Here is a 19,786-nt window from a genome sequence, read left to right on the forward strand (position 1 = left end):
TATCATTATATTATTTATTTCATTAATTTATCATTTTCCATTATAATTGGAGCTGGAAGAGGCATATTACCTTCTGTAGTTATTAATCTATCAAACATATAACTTCTTAAATCCTTTTTATTTTTAAATTTAGTTACTTGGAATGGCATAGCGGGGCTATACTTTTCTATAAATAATATTTCATCTCCATTTTTAACTGAAATACCAGCATGTCCAACATATGTATCCTTAAGATCCTGATCTTTAATAAATCCATTAATTAAAGTTACATCTTTATTTTCACTAAATTTAATTCCTCTTTTTTTCCATGTATCACTTATTAATTTCACCATTTGATCATCATTTCCAAATTTCTCAACTTTAATAGTTGAAAATATTTTCTTAAATGTCTCAACGTTTGATTTAGTAAAATTACTCTTCTTAGCAATTGGATTTTCATCTATCATGGCAAGATCCATACCTAAATTAGATATATCTCCATTAAACTTTGTATCAGCAGATTTCACAAAATCTCTAAATAAACTAAAAGCTGATAATCTACAATTAATGTCTATGTATTTATGAGACTTTGTCCATTTATCTGTGAAAGCTCCTATATCATATGATACCTGTGACTTATTAGTTGTACTGAAACCGGACTTATTAACTAAATCATTTTTATATAATTTATTATAATCATTTATTAATTCAAAATAGTTATTTATATATTTTACATTGATTTTATTCTTCTCTAATACTTGTTTTGCTTCATTTTGAGTCTTTTTATCTATCAAATTACTATAATTTAATGAAGTATAACTTGGTTTAGCAATTTTATTTTTATTTCCTAATGATTCTTTAATGTTATCTTGTTTCTTTGGTTCTACTTGTTTCTTTTGCTGTACATTAGCCTTTTCATTTTTAGATACACTTACTTTAGCACATCCAGTTAAAGATATTATTGTAGATGCTACCATCATACTTGCTAAAAGTATTGTTAAAGCTTTCTTTTTCATACGAGACCCTCCGGTATATTCTGAGTAAATTTTTTATTTGCTCTATAAATATACACTATTTTTTAAATAAGTATCGTTACAAAAGTGCTACAAAAATATTACAAATAAATTTCAAATTTATAAAAATAAACTTTATTACAATATATATTTTTTCCTATATTTAACTTTGACTTTAACAATATAATTTTTATAATTTTATACTATAAATTTTAAACATAAAAAATACACTCCTTATTTTACTTAATTAAAAATAATAAATAAAAAGTGTATTCATGTAGTGATTTTTTTAATTTGTTGCAATATTTTTCTAAAAACTATATGTATTTTTAAAAATTTATTGCTATTATTTGTGTCCACTTTCTTGATATCACGACCTTAGCCTACTCTATTTTTAAGTCTAAGCTTGTCTGCTACCATTGCTATAAATTCACTATTAGTTGGTTTGCCTTTATCATTGTGGATAGTATAGAACGTAGTAATATCAATGCTTTACGTAATTTATATATAATAAAACTTCATTAAATTTTTCTTTGTTTATAAGATTTCATGCATTTTATTCATACACTCATAATATACCCATATTAAAATAAAATCAATAGTTTTCTGAAAACTTTAATAAAAAATATTTACCTAGATTACAAAGCTCCGACTATTTTTATTTCTTTTTCAACTAAAATAGTTTCTTCTTTAACTACTTGTAATTTAATAGTTTGTCCTATTAGACTTCTATTCTTACAATATAAAATACAACTTTGATTATCTGATTTTTTAATAGTTACACTACAATTATCAACTTTCCATGATATATCTTTTATTTCCTTATCTAGTTTAAATTCTGTATATCTTTGAAGTTTTAATTTATCATCACCTATAATTACTGTTTTCTGAACCTCTTTTGCTTTAACTTCAATATTATAAGTTTTAATATAATTATAATATGTAATGGTTATAGTTGCATTACCTTCTTTAATAGCATCAATATATATCTTTTGATATTTAATTTTAACATTAACAACATTATTATCAATAGTAGTTACTTTACACGCTAAAGCATCTCCAGAAAACATATCATTTTTTAATACTTCATATGTTATTACTTGATTATCGCCTTCTAGCATATTAGTTTTAATACTTTCAGATAACTTAACCTCATATGTATCTGTTGGCTCTGTTGGTGTAATATCTGGTTTAGATGGTTCTATTGGTGTATTAATTGTATTATCTAATCCTTTAAATTCTATAGTATTATCAAAATTCTTTTCCTTATCTTGATCTACATTTAAATCTCTTTCTACATTATATATAGTTATATTTTTACTATAAGCCTTATTTTCAGATTTAACTATCCATGCTTGACCATTTAATACAAATCTACAATTTACAAGACTATCCTTGATAAAAGGACTATACATTATTAATTTTGTATTATCATATTGTACCATTGTTTCATTCATTTTTAATACAATATCTTTAAAAAATACAGGTACTTCTATTTTATTAATTTTTATTGTATGTGTAAAGTCTTGTATTATAAATCTTGTATAAATATTATTAAAAGATTTATCTACTTGCATAACCATATATAACTTTTTATCAAATTCTAATAAATATCCTTGTTCTATTTGCTCTGTATTAGCAGCTAACACATATTTTATATCTTGGTTACCTTTTAAATCCTTAATTTCCCTAAATATAACTTTAATTTTTTTGCTCTGATTAACTATACACTCTTTACCTTGTCTTTTAAGCATATTGTTAAAATGATTAAGTAATGTATTCATATTATCACCTTCTACCTTTTGAAAATAGCATACTTGCATTTGAGTAAGATTCTTCTGTTAAAGGTAAACTTGCAATTCTTTGTTTAATATCATTTATTCTTTGTCTTAATATTTTATACGCTTCTCCTGTAGATAATCCTATAGTTTCATCTGTAACTTTTCTCATCAAGTCCACATCATTCGCAACTGATTCTAATATATCTACTATTGCAAGTAATAAATTTCTTTGCATAGTTTCTTTTTTATACTCATCATCAAATTTTAATTCATTTTCTGATAAATACATTTTATATGTATCATCTTCAAAATAATCTTTATTATTTAATTCTATTTTTAACCTTTCTAATACTTTCATGCTTTAAACCTCCTTTAAATTGTATAAAAAAAGAACACCCTAAAGTGTTCTTAATATATTTTTATTCAAATTTCCAACTATATCCCATATTAGTTTCAATTTTTAATCTATACCAGCCATCTTCTAGTACAGATACTTCTCCAGCAAAATTTCCTTTTCCTATTTCATTAATTAATAATTTTTCGCCTAAATGTACTATAACATTACTATCTTCTCCATTACTTACATTAATCTTAAAAATATAACTCTTTCCAGCTAACAAATAAACTTTCCATATCTTTAAATTATCCGAATTGGTAATAAGTTGTGGTTTGTAATTATTTTGTTCTACCACATTTTTTTCTTTTACATTCTCAACATAATTTTTATTTTCTAATTTAATACATTGTTTTTGCAAATTTAATAATCTTGTATCATCATAATTAAAAGATAATGTATTTGAAATTAATTCTTTTGCCTGTTTTATTTTATTTTCTTTAATTAATTTATCTATTTCTTTATAACTATTATTTACAGTATCATTAACAAGTTTTATTGCTTTTTCTTTTTCCGTTTTATTTTCAAGTTTATCAAAATAAACTTTTGCTAAACTATAATTTTTTTTATTCATTTCATCTATAAAGTTATTATAATCATAATGTTTAGCATTATCAATTGATTTTTTTAAATCTGCAACTTCTTGACAATCTCTTAATTTTTGAGCTTTATTAGCATATTTTAAAGCTTCATCATAATTTTTATTTATAATTTCATCATTTGCTTCTACTATATAATCTGTATATTCAGTTAGTGCAAAATAATCTTTCATACTTATCATAAATCCTATAATTGCTATTATAATAATAACCAATACCCCTATAATTATTTTCTTTTTCATTTCTCACCTATCCCCTTTTGCAAAAATATATGTACAAATTAAATATTAATACAAAGTTTGAAAAATGTAAATATTTATACTCTTATATATTTTCTTTTATATCTTCTATATCTTTTTCAATCTTCTCTAATCTATTATTATTTAATGATAGATTACTTATAATATCCTGATTTCTCTGTATAGTTTCATTCAGGAGTTGTTCTCTTTTCTTATTATCTTGTTGAACTTCTGATACAAATTCTTTAAAATCTTTTCTTTGATAAAACCAAAATACAAAGAAAGCTCCAACAACTGGAGAAAACTTAAACAGATTTATTAAAATTTCACTTTCCATAATTTTTTACCTCATACTTTCTTATAAATTCACCTCTTTTAATTTAATAATTTTAACTTATATTATTGCTATCACTCAAAATGATAGCGACAACCAAATGGTGGTTAGTGATAACGAGAACCAAATGGAGCCGTCCGATTATTTTATCTACATAGATAGCGATAAAATTTTACTGTGGGAATATTTTATATTAGTTACCACATCTTTTCTGTAAAAGGGGTAATGACTATCCATGTCGAAATCAAATTTAAATTCTAATTCTATAAATAATTCTTATTTTCGTATCTATTTCCAATTTATAGTGTACTATCACTCTGTATATATCTAAAACGTTCCAAAATCAATTCTAAGACTCTTAAATATTCATGTATACCAATTACACTACCTTCAATATTTTAACCTCTTAAAATAGATATTGTAAGGTCGATATTGAAGTAACTACAGTTGTATAATTTTCCATTCTAATTTCATTCCATTTATTTCTAATATTATGAATGATATATTAATAATTAACATTTTTATTTACATTTTATTAACCGAATTATACTCATTTTTCTATTAAATTAAATAATGACATCATTCATAACCTCTTAAAACCCTAAACCTATTGATATATCTACATTGTACTAGTTTTTATATATTTATATAATGACGCGAAATCATTATTTAACGACATTATTTAGACTATGATTCAATTTGAATACGAATGATTATATTTTATATTATGTATATAGTTCGTATAACCACCTTTTAACTTTTTATTCCATTTAATAGGTGATAACTATATTTTTAAATTATTTTTAATCAAACTATACTAATAATTAATAAAATAAGTTGGATATAATTGTATTTTACATTAATTACCTTGGAAATAAGTGTATATTTGTAATTTAAATTAAGATATATTGCTTAATAGTGGGAACATAACTGTCCTATTATAGAACAACTGTTCCCCTAACTATTAACCTATACTTATGACACCACTTATGACACCGTTATAACTTGCATATACTCTATACTTACAAGCAATTTACATTCCCCAAGATTGGAGAATATCTATACTTATGACACTAAGTTATGACACCACTAATATATCTACTCATCACACTTTGTATCGTCTATATTCCCTTCTCTCTGTAATCTTTGCAACTCTTGTATTTTATCTTTTGTTATATCACTTTTTTCTATAATACTTTCTACGCTAATTGCTCCTACACTTCTTTGTTTTGTTAAGTTATCTATTAATTCAGATTGATTAACAGGTCTACTATAATTAAATTCTACGTCTATATACTCATTATCTTTAAATCTAATTCCATTTAATTCTAATAACTTATCTATAATTCTAAATCTATTTTGAATTCCTTTTCTGATCCATTTCTCATTAATCATCGCTAATACATCTGCTAATTGATATAACAATTTTAATGATACTTCGCTCACGTTCGCAACGTTAGCGTTACCTGTTGCTATACTTGGCATATGTGCTATAAAGTTTAATTGTTGTTGTATCTTATCTATGTATAATTTAATTGAATTATAATCTAATTGTGCATTTTTAAAATTAAAATCTCCTGTATCTAGGTTAATACTATAACCTACTGCATCTGAATCTATTGTACCTTCTATAGTTTGTCCGACGCTTACACCAATAGGACTTAAACTTAAAGTATATATACTATCTCCCATTTTACTTAATATATCTTCCATTTCATCCAAGCATGGTTTAATATCTTGTAGTATGCTTGTACCAAAATGATTATATTCACTCTCACAATTGGAATAGTGTATAGGTAAACCACTTACATTGTTATTTTCATTTTCTAAATGTAATTCTCCACCTTCATTATTCCAATATTGTACTTTGTTTGGATAATAGATATAATAATAACTTATATTATTTAGTGCATTAGTCCAATGTTCTATAAATCCTATATACTCCCCTGTATCTTCAGAATATATTGGGTATCCATCTTCTGGACTAATTAACTTACTTTTAATAACTCCATTTTGTATATATACATATTCATATACATCTGCATACTTTAAGCAATTAATAAGTATATTAAAATCTGTATTGTGAAAATTACCTTTTCTATATATCTTTTCATATTCTTGTACCTTTTTTTCGCTACCTATTAAAGATATATCCTTTCCTAGCAAATATGTAGAATGAAAATTTAATATTGTTTTTGCTTGTTGTAATATCAATTTCTTAGTTATATACTGCTCTTTTTTCCATTTAAAATCTTTTCTTTGTAAAATCTTATGGCTACCACTTAAATATTGCTTGTTATTAATTACATCTGCAATTCTCCTTAAGTGATAACTTTCTTTTATTTCTTTTGTAAACCAATTATAATTTCCTTCATATTTATCTTGTATATATTGTTCTAAATTTTGCATAAAAACCTCCTATAATAAATAATCTATAAAACAATAGTTAATATTTTGTAAAATATAGCAACATTTAAAATTCTATAGCATACGCTAGAAGTGCAACGTAGTAAGCGTAGCTTATGAAGTTCACTTATAGCAACTTAGCATAAGTCTACTTATTTTTAGTAGGCTTATTTTTATATAAAGATTATCTATATTTTAAGTAATAATTAACTAATTTATATATATAACTGACTAAGTTTAAATTAGTCAGTTAAAAACTGATACACATAATCTGTGTAACAGACATATAATATATAAATACATATTTCTCTATAAAAATAGAGTTTCGGAATCTGAAAATCCGAATTTTTACCAAGGTCGCCCTAAATTGGGGCGTTGCCACTTTTGGCTATACCCTTCCAATTGGGTTTCTCCACATATGGCGAATATGACGAATGTGGTAATTTACATCTGATAATAAAATTTATTTAAGCGACTAACTATTGCAAGAGCCATAGCCATTACTGTATCATCATGGCTACCACTAATAGCACCCATACTACCATTATCATTAATTTCAAAAACTTTCATCTCTTGCAATAGCGTTCTACTATTAATTAATAGTTGACCTTTTTCAAACAACTCTACGAAATTATTAATTATAATACTCTTACTTTTACTATTAGTATCAAATCCAACGTTCCATATAGTTCTGTTAAACTGGTCATAGGTTTTATATTTAGTCATATTCATGTATTTAAATTCATAGCGTAGACGTTCTATTACAGAATGTCCACCACTTGCTTTCTCTATCGTTAGCAATCCGTTATTATAATATCTACCTAATACATTAATAATTTCTGCCATTTTATATGGTTTTATATTATTATTTCTAAATTCTAAAACTTGTTCATTATCTTTATCTAAAACTTGTATTACACTATAGTCTTTGCCTACACCTTCACTTAAATCTGCTCCTATGTAATAACGTTCTCCAACTTTAGGAATTTGCCATATTTTAATACTATTTCTATATACCTTTAATAAATTAGGTAAACCAACTATATTCTTAATATCTAATTCTTTATTTTTATTATTAATAATTGCTTTTTCTGTATCTGTAATTTTCTTATTATTAAATACAGATGCACCTGTGCTTATAAACGCTTCTAAATCTGTACTTGGATATTCTTGGTGGAAAGCATCTAATCCTGTACTAGCAACTTTTAACCTACGCCACATAAGTTGTTCTATTGTTGCACCTAATTTAAATAATTCTTGTTCTTCTTCATCTAATTCAAGTTGAGAAAGTATTTTACCATTATTCCTAGCCTTATATATTTTTATACTATTCTCATAGTCCTTTTTAAATAAAGATGATCCATTAATCCAATTAAAGAAAAATGATTTATAACTATTCTCATTATTTTTTGCTTTAAAATATAAATCGTGGAAATAGTTAAGTCCATTTGCTGTACTTTCTATTATTAGCTTTCCAGATGGTGCTAATGCTTGTGTTATACTGTTTAATTGTTTATTTTGTAATTTCCAAAATGCAAACTCTGATAAATGGACTATATGTAATGTATCTCCCCGTCCAACGTCTTTATTACCTGCACAAGTACAAGTTATCTTACTACCATTAACAAGTTTAATTTCTTGCCTGTTATTTGCTATCTGCTTAGGTTTTAACCATTGTGGCAAACTATTAAATTGTTGTTTTAATTTATCAAATATTGCATTACATGATTTTTGATCGTGTGATACCAATAAACAACAACTATTAGGATATACAATACATTGCCTTATACTTAAAGCAACAGTTATAACACTTAAACCTAGTTGTCTACTTTTAAGCACTATATTAAACTTTTCTAATCCTTCTACAAATTGTTGTTGTTCTGCAGTTAATACAAATGGTACTGTTTTAGTATCTTTATTAACTATTTTTATAAATGCTTTTATAAAATCTTTCTCATTTCCATCTTTAAATAAATATTGGAGTTTCCTAGCATTTTCTTTTTTAATATTAGCCATTGTTATCACCTAACTCTGGTATATCAATTCCATCTAAATAATTATCTATTTCATTCTCATCATTTTTAAAGAAATCTGATTTATAAAATTTCTGACACCACTCTGCACATTTTACATCACCTTTATTAATTGCTTTTTTATACATACTTTCAAACATTTGGATCATTTTTATATTTGCTTGACTTTGCATATAACTTTTAATAGCATCTTGCACATCTTCTCTTATAAGCCATTCTTTCATAGCGTGTTCATATTCCACCACCGTATTATATTTACAATCCTTATCATATGATTCCTTAGATTTATTTGAATCTACATACCACTTAACAAAATAACTAATCTTATTTGCGTTAGAGCCTAAATGTTTTTTTATATTAGTTGTAATACCCACTTAACCACTTCCTTTCTAATAAATAAAAAGGTATCCTTAAAATCGGATACCCTTAACACTATATTTAATTAAATTCTTTCTGCTTAAAACAAAACTGAATATATCTTCTTTTAAATCATTTTTAGTAATATTATAATTAATATTTTTAACTTTACTGTTATAACTACAACATTTATTAAATTTAGCTTTAGGCATAATAAAAGGTAAACCAAACAACTCTGATAGACCAATTAAATCTATTTTTGTTGTTAGTTTACCTTCTTTATTTATGTATATTTTTTCTGTTAAATTATACTTTCTAATAGTTTCCTGAAACTTGTATTTAGGATACTTTTCTAATATGTCTATTAAACAATCTAATTCTAATTCCTTTAAGTATTTTTTACAATAATAACCGTTATTAAAGTAATAACCCATATATGTACTATCTATTGCAAGTAATCCAATTTTGGCTTCGTCATTTAAATTATTTATATCTACATTATATAAACTAATGATAGTTAATAATGTACTACCACAATATTTCTGATAATAATTTTCTCTGCTAATGTTATAAATATTATTTAAATTAAAGCACTTAGTATTATATGTATCTTTTTTACTTATTTTGGTTACATGGTTACCAAAAGCATGACCTTTAATTATATCCATGTCTACTCCTATAACATATTTATCAAATTTAGCATTTTCCTTAGAATATAATTCACTAAAATTATAAAACGCTCCTATACTTAAATTAGGGAATAAATCCCGTAATATAATACAACTAAATAAACTATCTATATCATCACTTAAACATAAATAATCTACTTTCTTCATATTTTCTGTTCTAACCCATGATATATCCTTATTTTCATTTATTTTTATTTGTAAATTTTCCATATATATATGTAAGATGTTTTTTTCTATTGACCTAACATCAAACATATAAGTTTAAACAAACCTTTAACTTAACATTTAACTTAACTTATTTTTTAATCTAACACTCCTTTAATTTATATATTTGTACTACTTATACATTATTTAAATTAAACTTAAACTCTTACTACACCTACCTTTCTTATTTATATTTTTTATCTATATATTTTTTTGTTATTTCTGCAACTGCAACAATTAAAACTAATAATATTAAACTTGTATTACTATCCATATTACTTTACCTCCTTTAATTCTTCTATCGCTTCTGCCATTTCTAGCATATCATCTGTTAATTTATTTTTATCTTTTTGTACTATAGTATATATAGCACTCATATAGCGATCATGAAACTCTCTTGTTAATCCTACTGCATGATTTTCAACTTGACTTATTCTATTTTTTGAAATACCCATTTCTTTTCCTAAATCTGATTGATTTATATGATACAGATTTCTTATATTTCTCATTTTTTCTATACTTAGCATTACTTATCACCTTCTATTTTTTTATTATTAGATAAAACTCTATTATTATTTTCTAAAATATTATTACAGTCTTTATCTAACTTCTTACAATTATTACTAATACTTTTTAATAATTCTGCTATTTTATCCATTATTAATTTCTCCTTTACTATTAACTTTTTACTTTTTTAAAAAGGACTAAAGAGAAAATTCTCCCTAGTCCAATTTACCTTTAAAGTCTATGCTATAGTTTTTCTTATAACAACTAATCCATCATCTTTTAATAGTTTAGTTGCATAGATCATATCTGTTACAACATCTGTTGCCTTAGACTTTGCTTGTCTATCTAATTCGATGTTTAAATCTCTTTTCATTTTATAGCCTAATGCACCATTTTTAATTATGTAAGTAATACATTCTTTCTTAGTGGTATCATAAGTGCCATGGTCTGCTACATATACAGGAATACCCCTCCATAGTCCTATACAACCATTTTTAACTATACCATTACCTTCTTTAGTATAAGTTAAACCTGTATTAACAAACTCTGGCATAGCATACATACTACCAACTAATCTACTATTAATAACTATTCCATTAAATTCCTCTGTATCTATTTCATCTCCGAATAAAGTCATTCCTTGGCTTAATTCTGCTATAGTTAATGTATCTGCATTACCTGTTGCAACTTTTAAAGGTGTTGCTTGTGCTTCTTTTGCAATATCATCATCTAATTTTCTAGCAAATATAGTAGCGTGTTGTCTAGCATTTTCTTGCACATGGTTACCAAATGCAGTTAAATCAACAATATCAAATACTCTACTTGCAAATCCAACTTGTTTAATTACTGCTGTGCTATCTTCTTGTTCTAATTCTGTAACATCTAAAATATCACCTTTTTTCATTTCTTTCATTTTTGAAGTGTCTAAAGCTTTAAACTTTGGAAAATGAATTGTATCTCCTACTTCACTAAACTCTGGAATTTGTCCTAAATCTACTGCAAGATTTAATAATTTAACCTTTTCTTTAAATTTTGCTCCCACTATGTTCTTAAAAATTTCTGGTACTATAACGTTATTACTCATAAAAACATCTCCTTTAAATTTTAATTTTATGTATAAAAAAAGCACCTACTATTAAAAGTAAATGCTTTCCTATTGGCTTAATTGATTATATAATTCTTTATTACTGTTATATAAATTTAGCTGTTGCTCATAACTCATATTTTTAAATTCTTCTTTAGTTATACCTTTATTTCCACCATGATTAGAAGGTTTAAAAGAACTATTAATTATTTGTTTATTTATAATTTCTTTTACTTCTCCAACATAACTTTCTAAATCCTGTACCCCTGTAGCATTTAAATATTTACCAAGTTGTGTAGGTAGACCGTTAGTTTCTAAGATATTATTAATTTTAAATTGATTTTCTTTTGCTGCTAACTCTTTTTCCTTCTGTTCTAGTTGTTTAATTTTATTTTCTAATTCAATTTCATTTTCTGATTTTTCCTTTGGCTTATACTTATTTAATTCTTCTTCAATAGTTTTAATCTTATTAGAATACTCTGTTCTAATCTTATCATTTTCACTTTGTATTATTTTATTAACTTCTTCTTCTGTAAATGTTTTTGTTTGATTATTTTCCATAAATACCTCCTAAAGTTTTTATAATCTAACCCTTTACCCAATTATGGGCATGAAGTTTTAAACTATAAAGCCTTTTATTTTTAATTATTTTAATGTTATTTTATGTATATGTATGTAGATAAAATACATACAATATTACCACTTTTGGCTACGGTATAATGCCACTTAGAGCCATCTAATAATGCGATGCGACTCATAAATCTACAATATTTTCTAATCGCATTTTCATAGCACTCTAACCCTTTATTTAAGCCATTCTACTTTTACTATTAATAATAGAAAAGGGAAGAATAAATAAGAGTTAATTAATTACATTTAATAATCTGTCTAACTAACGCACACTTTCTCCCTATGGTCGAAAAGTGTTTGTTACTCAATCGTGAAGAAAACCACTTCACGCTTTCGTTCCGTTTATTTTTATTGATTTATCTGTAATTGTATGTTATAATAAAATTTTGTAGACATTTTTATGGAGTTTACTATAATATAGGATACTCCACATTTTTGTCTACATTTATAGTTAAGGGTACTTTTCAAAGTTATTATATTATATATTTTAATAATTGTTTTTATATATAATAGTAGGTTTGAAAAGTACCCCTAATTTAAAATTTTAACCTATTTTCTCAATTATCCAATGTGATTTTTCTTTTTTAACTTTTCCATCTATATCTCTATAAGATTTTCTTTTACCTTCATTAATTACATAATTTAATTTATTTTCTATTAAATATTCATTTAATTGCCCTATACTCTTTTGTAATCTACCTCTAGCATCTTTAAGTCCTATAAATTCAATCAATTGCTTTTTTTCTTCTTTAAATAGTTTTTTACCTACAATATTACCTAAAGTTTCTTCCAAAGATAATATTTCTTTAATTATTTCTAATTCTTCAATATCACACAAATTAACTTTTAATTGATTAGCAATAATACTTTGGAATACTCTACCTTTATTTATACTATTTAATTTTTTATCACTTAAAGCACTATATAATACTAAATCATTTTTAAATTTTGCATACATACATTTATTTACTTGTTTATGTATTTTACCATCTATCACTATATCATCAATAATTCTTTTATCTGTAACTCTCTTATAATTAAAATCCGTATATTTTATATCTCCATGTTTAATTAGACTATCTGCTTCATTTAAAGAATTAACTATTTTAGTTCTAAATCCATTAATTCTTTTATTGCTTACATCTGCAAAATATAAAGTAATCTTTTCATTTTCTATAATTCTTTTTCTACCTAAGCATTGTATAAATGTATCTCTATCAACTACATCTAAGATTATATGTTTAACGTCTTTATCTATTATATTTACTCCATTATCTAATGCAGTAGTTGTACATAATAAATGATTGTTAAAACTACTATTTTGAGTTATATTTTTCAATTCTTCTTCATCCATATATTTTTTATATTTATCATTCCATTGGCTACATATAAATGCACCTTTATATTTTTTACTTATTTCTAATCCTCTTTTGCAACCACTAAAGAATAATATTTTTTCATCTTGTGGTATATTTTCTATAATACCTTCGATAGTTTCAGATTTCTTAAAGCATATTATTTTTTTAATATAAGAATAATCTGTTTCTAATTCATATGTATAATTAAGACTTATGTTATACTCTTTAAAATACTTCTTTAAGCTCCATGCAGTAGCAGTCATTAATATTTTACAAGCATTATTACTTACTATCCATTCAAACGATAAATCTGTAGTTCTATTAAAACTTGCATCTGTAAAGAAGTAATGTGCTTCATCACATATTATATAATCAAAATTATCAAGATTAATTCTTTCCAAAACAGTTCGTTCGATTTTTTGATAAGTTAATACTGTAATTGTATTATCTTGTTCTATATCATTTTTTACTTGTTTCTTTAAATTTGTTCTATTGCATAAATATAAAATTTTCAAATTATTTTGTTTACAATAATCCTTTAATATATTTTTTACAAAATAAGTTTTTCCCTGTCCTGTACCACAATTAATTAATATATTATCTCCTTTTTTCCATTCCTTATATGCTTGTCCTATTATATCTTGTACATACTTTCTCATTATCATCAAATCCTTTCATCACACATAAAACTTTAAATAGTTATTGCTTTTAAATCTTCTTGTAATTTTTCATTATTAACAAATAAAAATATTAGAAAGTTCCTATTTCTTCTATCTCTATCTATTTTAATAATTTTATGTCCTTTTTCCAATAATACATTAGCATCACTATAATTTCTTATTACTTGTATTGGTTTCATTTAATCAAATCCTTTCTTCAATTATATATTTAAATAACCCTTATAGGTTAATTTATATCTGCATAAATTTTATTATTTTTTATTAAGCTTATTAAAGTTCTACTAACATTATATAATTGTGCAATATCCTGTTGTTTAATATTAGTAGTTTTAATTAATATCTTAATTTCTTTAACTTGCTCTTTGTTTAATTTAACATACATTTTTATTCCTCCTATCTATAAATGTTGATATATCTATATTTTAAATTTATATTTAAACTAAATTCACATAAAAAAATTTTAAAATAATATAGATGTGTAGCAAATTAACTACACACCTTTTAAATATTAACAACTCAAATATTCTTTTAAAATTAGAGAATATTTTGATGAATAAAATAAACAAAAATAAAAATTCATGGAAGTATACATAAAAGTACACTTTATAATTTAATCAAGTTAGATTAAACTAAAAATATACTTTATAAAAAAATGTTACTCTTGTACTACATATAAGAGATTGGTAAAAATTTTATAAAACGTAGTCTAAAGTTAGCGATATCAACGGGTTACAGAGTTTTTACGTTTCGGACATTTAGCGTTTTTGTCCTTTTTTATCTTATCTGTATAATTTAAAATTTTAAAAAATGTTATTTCTGTATTACATATTAGTAAATGGGAAAATTGGATTGAAAACTACGTCCAAACCTTTTATTTATGGGCAACGTAGCAATTCTTCTATTCCGTTACATTTGGCTATTTTTTATATTTTCATATTATTTTTTTGTTTTTAAAAATCGGCTCTAGCAAACTTACCTTCCATATACTAAAAAGTGATTAGCCTACTACTTTTAATAGTCATTGGTTATATTTAGCCATATTTACCCTTCACGTGCAATTAAAATTTAATTGTAAATAATTACAAGTTGATATCGATATCCTTGTACGCTAGTAATAGCAATAGTTACATTACATTTTACGTTTCGAACATTTTTCACATTTAAATTTTTATCTTCTATTTGCTCTGTTTTTCTATATAGTCTATTTTAAACATTCTTTGTGAGTATAGTTGGTTTCCATAAGGTAAAAAGTGAAAAATCCTTGTAACTCTAGTGATATCAATAGGTTACAGAGTTTTATGCAGTTTTCAAATTCAATCTAAAACCTTTGTAACCGTTGGTATAGGCTAGGTTTGAATAGTTTTACGTTTCAAACATTTTCTTTCTCATAGTGCGTATTTTCATAAATTGCCTATAACCCTAGTCATATCAACAGGTTTGACCACTTCAAAAAATTTCTTAGGATTGATAAAACCTTTGTAAACCTAGTAATATCAATGGTTACAGAGTTTTTCTATGCGTCTAGTAAAATTATTTGTTTCTCATATATTTTCTTTCTTTATATGTATTACATATTAGGAAACGGTAAAATCATATTTCAAACCATGTCTAAGCCCTTTATTCATGAGGGTTACAGCGATTTGAATAAAACTTCACATTTAACGTTTTCTTGCACTTTTCATGCTTTCCTTTGGAGATACGAAATTATTTCCAAGCTCCACTACCTCACTGGTACTATAGACTTCTAAAATTAATACAAGCCACTTATGGCTACTATCTATAAATGGCTTAAATTGGTGACCTAAAAGCACTCTTATTGCTTTCTAGCGTGTGTCATGTATAAATTATAGAAATAGATAAAACTTTTAAAAATTAGAACATTGGTGGCTCAAAATTGAGTTGTGAAACTTAATCGTAAATTGCTATTGAGTTATATTAGATGTGCTAATTTAACACATCCCAACGCAAAATTGCTTTTGGCTATGTTTCAAAGGAGTGTCGAAGTTTTGACCGTCCAACATCCTTTAAAAAAGGAGTATCGAAGTTTCGAATGGAGATTTTTTTCGCCCTTCGAATCTTTATTTTATTTCATACAACTCTTTTATATCTACATTTAATTCATCAGAAATTTTTAATAATATAGATAATTTAATATCAAATTTATTATTTTCTAAAGTCATGACTTAGGATGTTAAAAGAGTGTTCTAAGTTAAACTTAGGATCCTTTTTTGCTATATCTTTTTGAGTTATCAAACCCACAATTTGCTTGTTTGATTTTCTTGAGGTAATTCGGACATTTAGCCCATATTTTATATGCAGTAGTAGATTTTAAATCTCCTGTTTCAACCAATGATTGTAACTCTGGGATTAATTCATTTAATTTTTTATAATCAGATAACTGTTGTTTACTCATAGCTAATTGTTTAGCTAAATCTACTTGTGTTTTTTGGTGAGTAAGATTATCTGACTGACCAATATATTGATTAATTCCTTTTTCATTAGCACTACCTTGTCTTATCCCATAAATTCTTTCTAATTCCATTATACATCTAGCCATTTTCATAGGATTTACATTTCCTACTCCTCTTTGCAACTCGGTTAAACCGATTTTAAAATTGTTTATCAATTGCATACACATATTCTATGTATCTAAGGTTTGTTCATATTGTTCAACCTTTATAAATGGCTTAACTACGTCACTAAAATACACTCTCATTCATTTCTAGGTGGTATTTACTACATTTACTCATCTAACAACTTTCTAAGCAATTTAAACACTCTCTATTTAAACTTGTTTATTTTTCTTGACTTTTACAATGTTTTAAGTTACAGTTTTTAGATTTCTAAGCAATTTACATAGTTTGTCCTTAGAAAGAACATAATAAAAAAATTCTTTCTAAGGAATTACAGTTTTTGAGTTTCTGAAGTCTCTTTTAATACTGTTATTGTTATATATGCTTTAATATATTAACAACTGCCCTAATATACCCTTATAGGCTACATATATAGTCGATATTGCTATCCAGTTGACCTACCTATCTAATTTGTTTAACGGTTAGATACATCCGTTTTACGGGCAAATAATACAATAACAGAAATATTACTTGTCCAAATAGATTTTTTGCATCGGCTCTATTATACCTCGTTACGGTTTCGGCGTCCGTTTCCTAATTTTGAGTATAGGAAATAAAGCCTTTATACTTGCATTTTTTTACATCTTGTAATATCATATATATAAAGACTATAACTCTTATTTAATTGTTTGATTATAACTCTTATTTAATAATTCTTATAATTGTTTGACCATAACTCTTATTAGACTATAATTCTTATAATTGTTTGATTAACTCTTATTTAATTGTTATAGTTTGTAATTTAAGTTGCTAAGGAAGAATGTATTGTAGTGCGTTCTTCCTTTTTCCTTTATATAATCTAACGTGTAACCCTCTTAACGCTTTCTAATGTGCTATACAGTAGAAAACAAGCCACGTCTAATTTAACCTAATTAATACAAATTCTTATTTTCTTATATTCATTAATGGACTAAATTTCTGATAATTTTTTCTTATATCTGCATCTGTTAAGTCTAAATATGCTTGTTCTGTAACAGTTACAGATGAATGTCCAAGAATTTTAGATAAAGTAAATATATTTCCTCCCTCCATAAGAAATCTTTTTGCAAAATTATTTCTTAACTGATGTGGGTTTACTTTTAATCCTATTCTTTTACCATAATCATTTAATTTTCGTTCAAAGCTTCTAACTTGTACTATATTTCCTTTTGTAGTACAAAATAAGTATTCTGATGTAATATATCTGTCTTTATATTGCAACCATCTTCTAAGTTGTCTATGCATTATTTGACTAAAGTAAACATATCTATCTCTTTTTCCTTTTGTATTTTCTGCTGGTAATAGAATACTTCTGTAATTCATATCAACATCTTTAACTTCTATAGCTAAACATTCTCCTATTCTCATGCCAGTATCTAATAAGATTTGAATAATAATATAATCTCTATATTCATGAAATTTTGTTGTATCCATATGTCTTAATAATTCTATAAATTGCTCATCGTTTATATAGTCTTTAGGTTTTCTTTCATTTTTTAGTTGTCTAATATTCTTAACTATATCTTTTTTAAGAAATCCTTGATTATAACAAAAATTAAAGAATACTTTAATATTTCTTATATAATTATTTATAGTTGTTAGAGAAATTTGTTTTTTATAATCTGCTCTTTTGTGCACGTTATTTACACCTTGTTTTTTCTCATCTATTAAAAATGTATATTTCCCTCTATCTTTAGTATTATTTATATATTCTCTTATAATTTTCTCTGTAACATCTGTAGCATTAATAATATCTTTTTCTTCTAATAAATATTTTGCAAAAAGTTTTAAACTTTGCTCATAACTCATCATTGTTTTTTTGGACAAATTTTTAGATTCACAAAAAATCATAAATTCATCAATTAAATAGTTAATTTTATACACAAAAAAATAGACCTCCTTTGTTTTTTTATAAACAAAGAAAGTCTATCCTAAGTTTTATTTTTATTTATACGTATATTTTTACAATTTATCATTTTAAATAAAAAGCGACATATCTCTTTCCCATTGATATCACGACCTTAGCCTACTCTATTTTTAAGTCTAAGCTTGTCTGCTACCATTGCTATAAATTCACTATTAGTTGGTTTGCCTTTATCATTGTGGATAGTATAGCCAAATAGCTTATTAATAGTTTCTACTTGTCCTCTACCCCAAGCAACTTCTATAGCATGTCTTATAGCTCTTTCTACTCTACTAGCTGTTGTATTATATTTTTTAGCAATAGAAGGATATAGTTCTTTAGTAACTGCAGATAAAAGTTCAACGTTTTCTACCACCATACTAATAGCTTCTCTTAAATACATATATCCTTTAATATGTGCTGGAACTCCAATTTCATGTATTATATTAGTAATTTCTGCTTCTAGATCGAATGGTCCTCCTTGTTGATTGTTTTCATTTTTTACTGTCATAGTTACTGGCATTTCCATAGACACTGTCTTTTTAATTTCATCACTGCTTATTGTATTATTAAACATTTGTCTTATTCTTTTCGTAAACACGTCCATATCAAATGGTTTTACAACGTAATAATCGGCCCCTAATGTTATAGCTCTTTGAGTAATCCTATCTTGTCCAACCGCTGATAATACTATTACTCTAGGCATTGGATTTAAATCCATAGCATTAAGTCTTTCTAAAACCCCTAGTCCATCTAAGTGTGGCATTATTATATCAAGAACTACTAAATCTGGTTTTTGTTCTTGTATTAACTGTAAAGCTTCAACTCCATCCTTAGCTATACCTGTTACAACAATATCCCTTTGACTTAAAAGATAATCATTTAAAATATTGCAAAATTCCTTATTGTCATCTGCAATAATTACACTAATTTTTGAATCTTCCATTTTAAACTCCCCTTTAACTTTTTAAATTCCATTTGTTT

20 protein-coding genes and 1 pseudogene are annotated in these 19,786 nt (G+C 25.0%); all 21 read right to left on the minus strand.

Features of this window, described 5'->3' with window-relative positions:
- Positions 1 to 14 precede the first annotated feature (14 nt).
- Positions 15 to 995, minus strand: coding sequence for a DUF4300 family protein (locus QOZ93_RS07520; RefSeq protein ID WP_307355720.1), 981 nt, complete (start codon positions 993 to 995; stop codon positions 15 to 17).
- Positions 996 to 1,370: 375 nt separating this feature from the next.
- A pseudogene (locus QOZ93_RS07525) lies at positions 1,371 to 1,463 on the minus strand (sporulation initiation factor Spo0A C-terminal domain-containing protein); the annotation flags it as partial.
- A gap of 167 nt (positions 1,464 to 1,630) precedes the next feature.
- Positions 1,631 to 2,776 carry a hypothetical protein gene (locus tag QOZ93_RS07530; RefSeq protein ID WP_307355721.1) on the minus strand — a complete coding sequence of 382 codons (1,146 nt, stop codon included), beginning with the start codon at positions 2,774 to 2,776 and terminating at the stop codon, positions 1,631 to 1,633.
- 4 nt (positions 2,777 to 2,780) lie between these two features.
- On the minus strand, positions 2,781 to 3,131 hold the full coding sequence (locus tag QOZ93_RS07535; RefSeq protein WP_307355722.1) for a hypothetical protein: 351 nt from the start codon (positions 3,129 to 3,131) through the stop codon (positions 2,781 to 2,783).
- A gap of 61 nt (positions 3,132 to 3,192) precedes the next feature.
- Complete coding sequence (locus QOZ93_RS07540; protein ID WP_307355723.1) at positions 3,193 to 4,008, minus strand: hypothetical protein; 816 nt, start codon at positions 4,006 to 4,008, stop codon at positions 3,193 to 3,195.
- Positions 4,009 to 4,090: 82 nt separating this feature from the next.
- Positions 4,091 to 4,342, minus strand: coding sequence for a hypothetical protein (locus QOZ93_RS07545; protein ID WP_307355724.1), 252 nt, complete (start codon positions 4,340 to 4,342; stop codon positions 4,091 to 4,093).
- A 1,095-nt stretch (positions 4,343 to 5,437) separates the two neighbouring features.
- On the minus strand, positions 5,438 to 6,748 hold the full coding sequence (locus QOZ93_RS07550; protein ID WP_307355725.1) for a phage portal protein: 1,311 nt from the start codon (positions 6,746 to 6,748) through the stop codon (positions 5,438 to 5,440).
- Between the two features lie 441 nt (positions 6,749 to 7,189).
- The gene (locus QOZ93_RS07555; RefSeq protein ID WP_307355726.1) at positions 7,190 to 8,761 is read right to left on the minus strand and encodes a phage terminase large subunit family protein; all 1,572 of its coding nucleotides are present in this window, start codon (positions 8,759 to 8,761) and stop codon (positions 7,190 to 7,192) included.
- Positions 8,754 to 9,152, minus strand: a complete 399-nt coding sequence (locus tag QOZ93_RS07560) for a hypothetical protein (RefSeq protein WP_307355727.1) — start codon at positions 9,150 to 9,152, stop codon at positions 8,754 to 8,756. Before QOZ93_RS07560 ends, QOZ93_RS07555 begins: the two co-directional genes overlap by 8 nt.
- A gap of 36 nt (positions 9,153 to 9,188) precedes the next feature.
- A complete protein-coding gene (locus tag QOZ93_RS07565) occupies positions 9,189 to 10,034 on the minus strand; it encodes a hypothetical protein (RefSeq protein ID WP_307355728.1) in 846 nt (281 codons plus the stop codon).
- Between the two features lie 269 nt (positions 10,035 to 10,303).
- Complete coding sequence (locus QOZ93_RS07570) at positions 10,304 to 10,555, minus strand: helix-turn-helix domain-containing protein (RefSeq protein ID WP_307355729.1); 252 nt, start codon at positions 10,553 to 10,555, stop codon at positions 10,304 to 10,306.
- On the minus strand, positions 10,555 to 10,686 hold the full coding sequence (locus QOZ93_RS07575) for a hypothetical protein (RefSeq protein ID WP_307355730.1): 132 nt from the start codon (positions 10,684 to 10,686) through the stop codon (positions 10,555 to 10,557). The genes QOZ93_RS07570 and QOZ93_RS07575 overlap by 1 nt, the downstream gene beginning before the upstream one ends.
- Positions 10,687 to 10,773: 87 nt before the next feature.
- Positions 10,774 to 11,619: a hypothetical protein gene (locus tag QOZ93_RS07580; RefSeq protein ID WP_307355731.1), complete on the minus strand. Its 846-nt coding sequence runs from the start codon at positions 11,617 to 11,619 to the stop codon at positions 10,774 to 10,776.
- Between the two features lie 69 nt (positions 11,620 to 11,688).
- Complete coding sequence (locus tag QOZ93_RS07585) at positions 11,689 to 12,180, minus strand: capsid assembly scaffolding protein Gp46 family protein (RefSeq protein ID WP_307355732.1); 492 nt, start codon at positions 12,178 to 12,180, stop codon at positions 11,689 to 11,691.
- Between the two features lie 613 nt (positions 12,181 to 12,793).
- Positions 12,794 to 14,266 carry a DEAD/DEAH box helicase family protein gene (locus QOZ93_RS07590; protein WP_307355733.1) on the minus strand — a complete coding sequence of 491 codons (1,473 nt, stop codon included), beginning with the start codon at positions 14,264 to 14,266 and terminating at the stop codon, positions 12,794 to 12,796.
- A gap of 32 nt (positions 14,267 to 14,298) precedes the next feature.
- Positions 14,299 to 14,466 (minus strand): hypothetical protein, encoded by a 168-nt coding sequence (locus tag QOZ93_RS07595; protein ID WP_307355734.1) that lies wholly within the window; start codon positions 14,464 to 14,466, stop codon positions 14,299 to 14,301.
- A gap of 47 nt (positions 14,467 to 14,513) precedes the next feature.
- Positions 14,514 to 14,669, minus strand: coding sequence for a helix-turn-helix domain-containing protein (locus tag QOZ93_RS07600; protein ID WP_307355735.1), 156 nt, complete (start codon positions 14,667 to 14,669; stop codon positions 14,514 to 14,516).
- Positions 14,670 to 15,945: 1,276 nt separating this feature from the next.
- Entirely contained in the window at positions 15,946 to 16,098 is a 153-nt protein-coding gene (locus tag QOZ93_RS07605; protein ID WP_307355736.1) for a hypothetical protein, read from the minus strand.
- 404 nt (positions 16,099 to 16,502) lie between these two features.
- Complete coding sequence (locus QOZ93_RS07610) at positions 16,503 to 16,925, minus strand: hypothetical protein (protein WP_307355737.1); 423 nt, start codon at positions 16,923 to 16,925, stop codon at positions 16,503 to 16,505.
- 880 nt (positions 16,926 to 17,805) lie between these two features.
- Positions 17,806 to 18,783 (minus strand): tyrosine-type recombinase/integrase, encoded by a 978-nt coding sequence (locus tag QOZ93_RS07615; protein WP_307355738.1) that lies wholly within the window; start codon positions 18,781 to 18,783, stop codon positions 17,806 to 17,808.
- A gap of 137 nt (positions 18,784 to 18,920) precedes the next feature.
- On the minus strand, positions 18,921 to 19,748 hold the full coding sequence (gene spo0A, locus QOZ93_RS07620) for a sporulation transcription factor Spo0A (protein ID WP_111941884.1): 828 nt from the start codon (positions 19,746 to 19,748) through the stop codon (positions 18,921 to 18,923).
- Positions 19,749 to 19,786: the final 38 nt, after the last annotated feature.

This window comes from Hathewaya limosa (assembly GCF_030815255.1).
Classification (GTDB): domain Bacteria; phylum Bacillota; class Clostridia; order Clostridiales; family Clostridiaceae; genus Hathewaya; species Hathewaya limosa.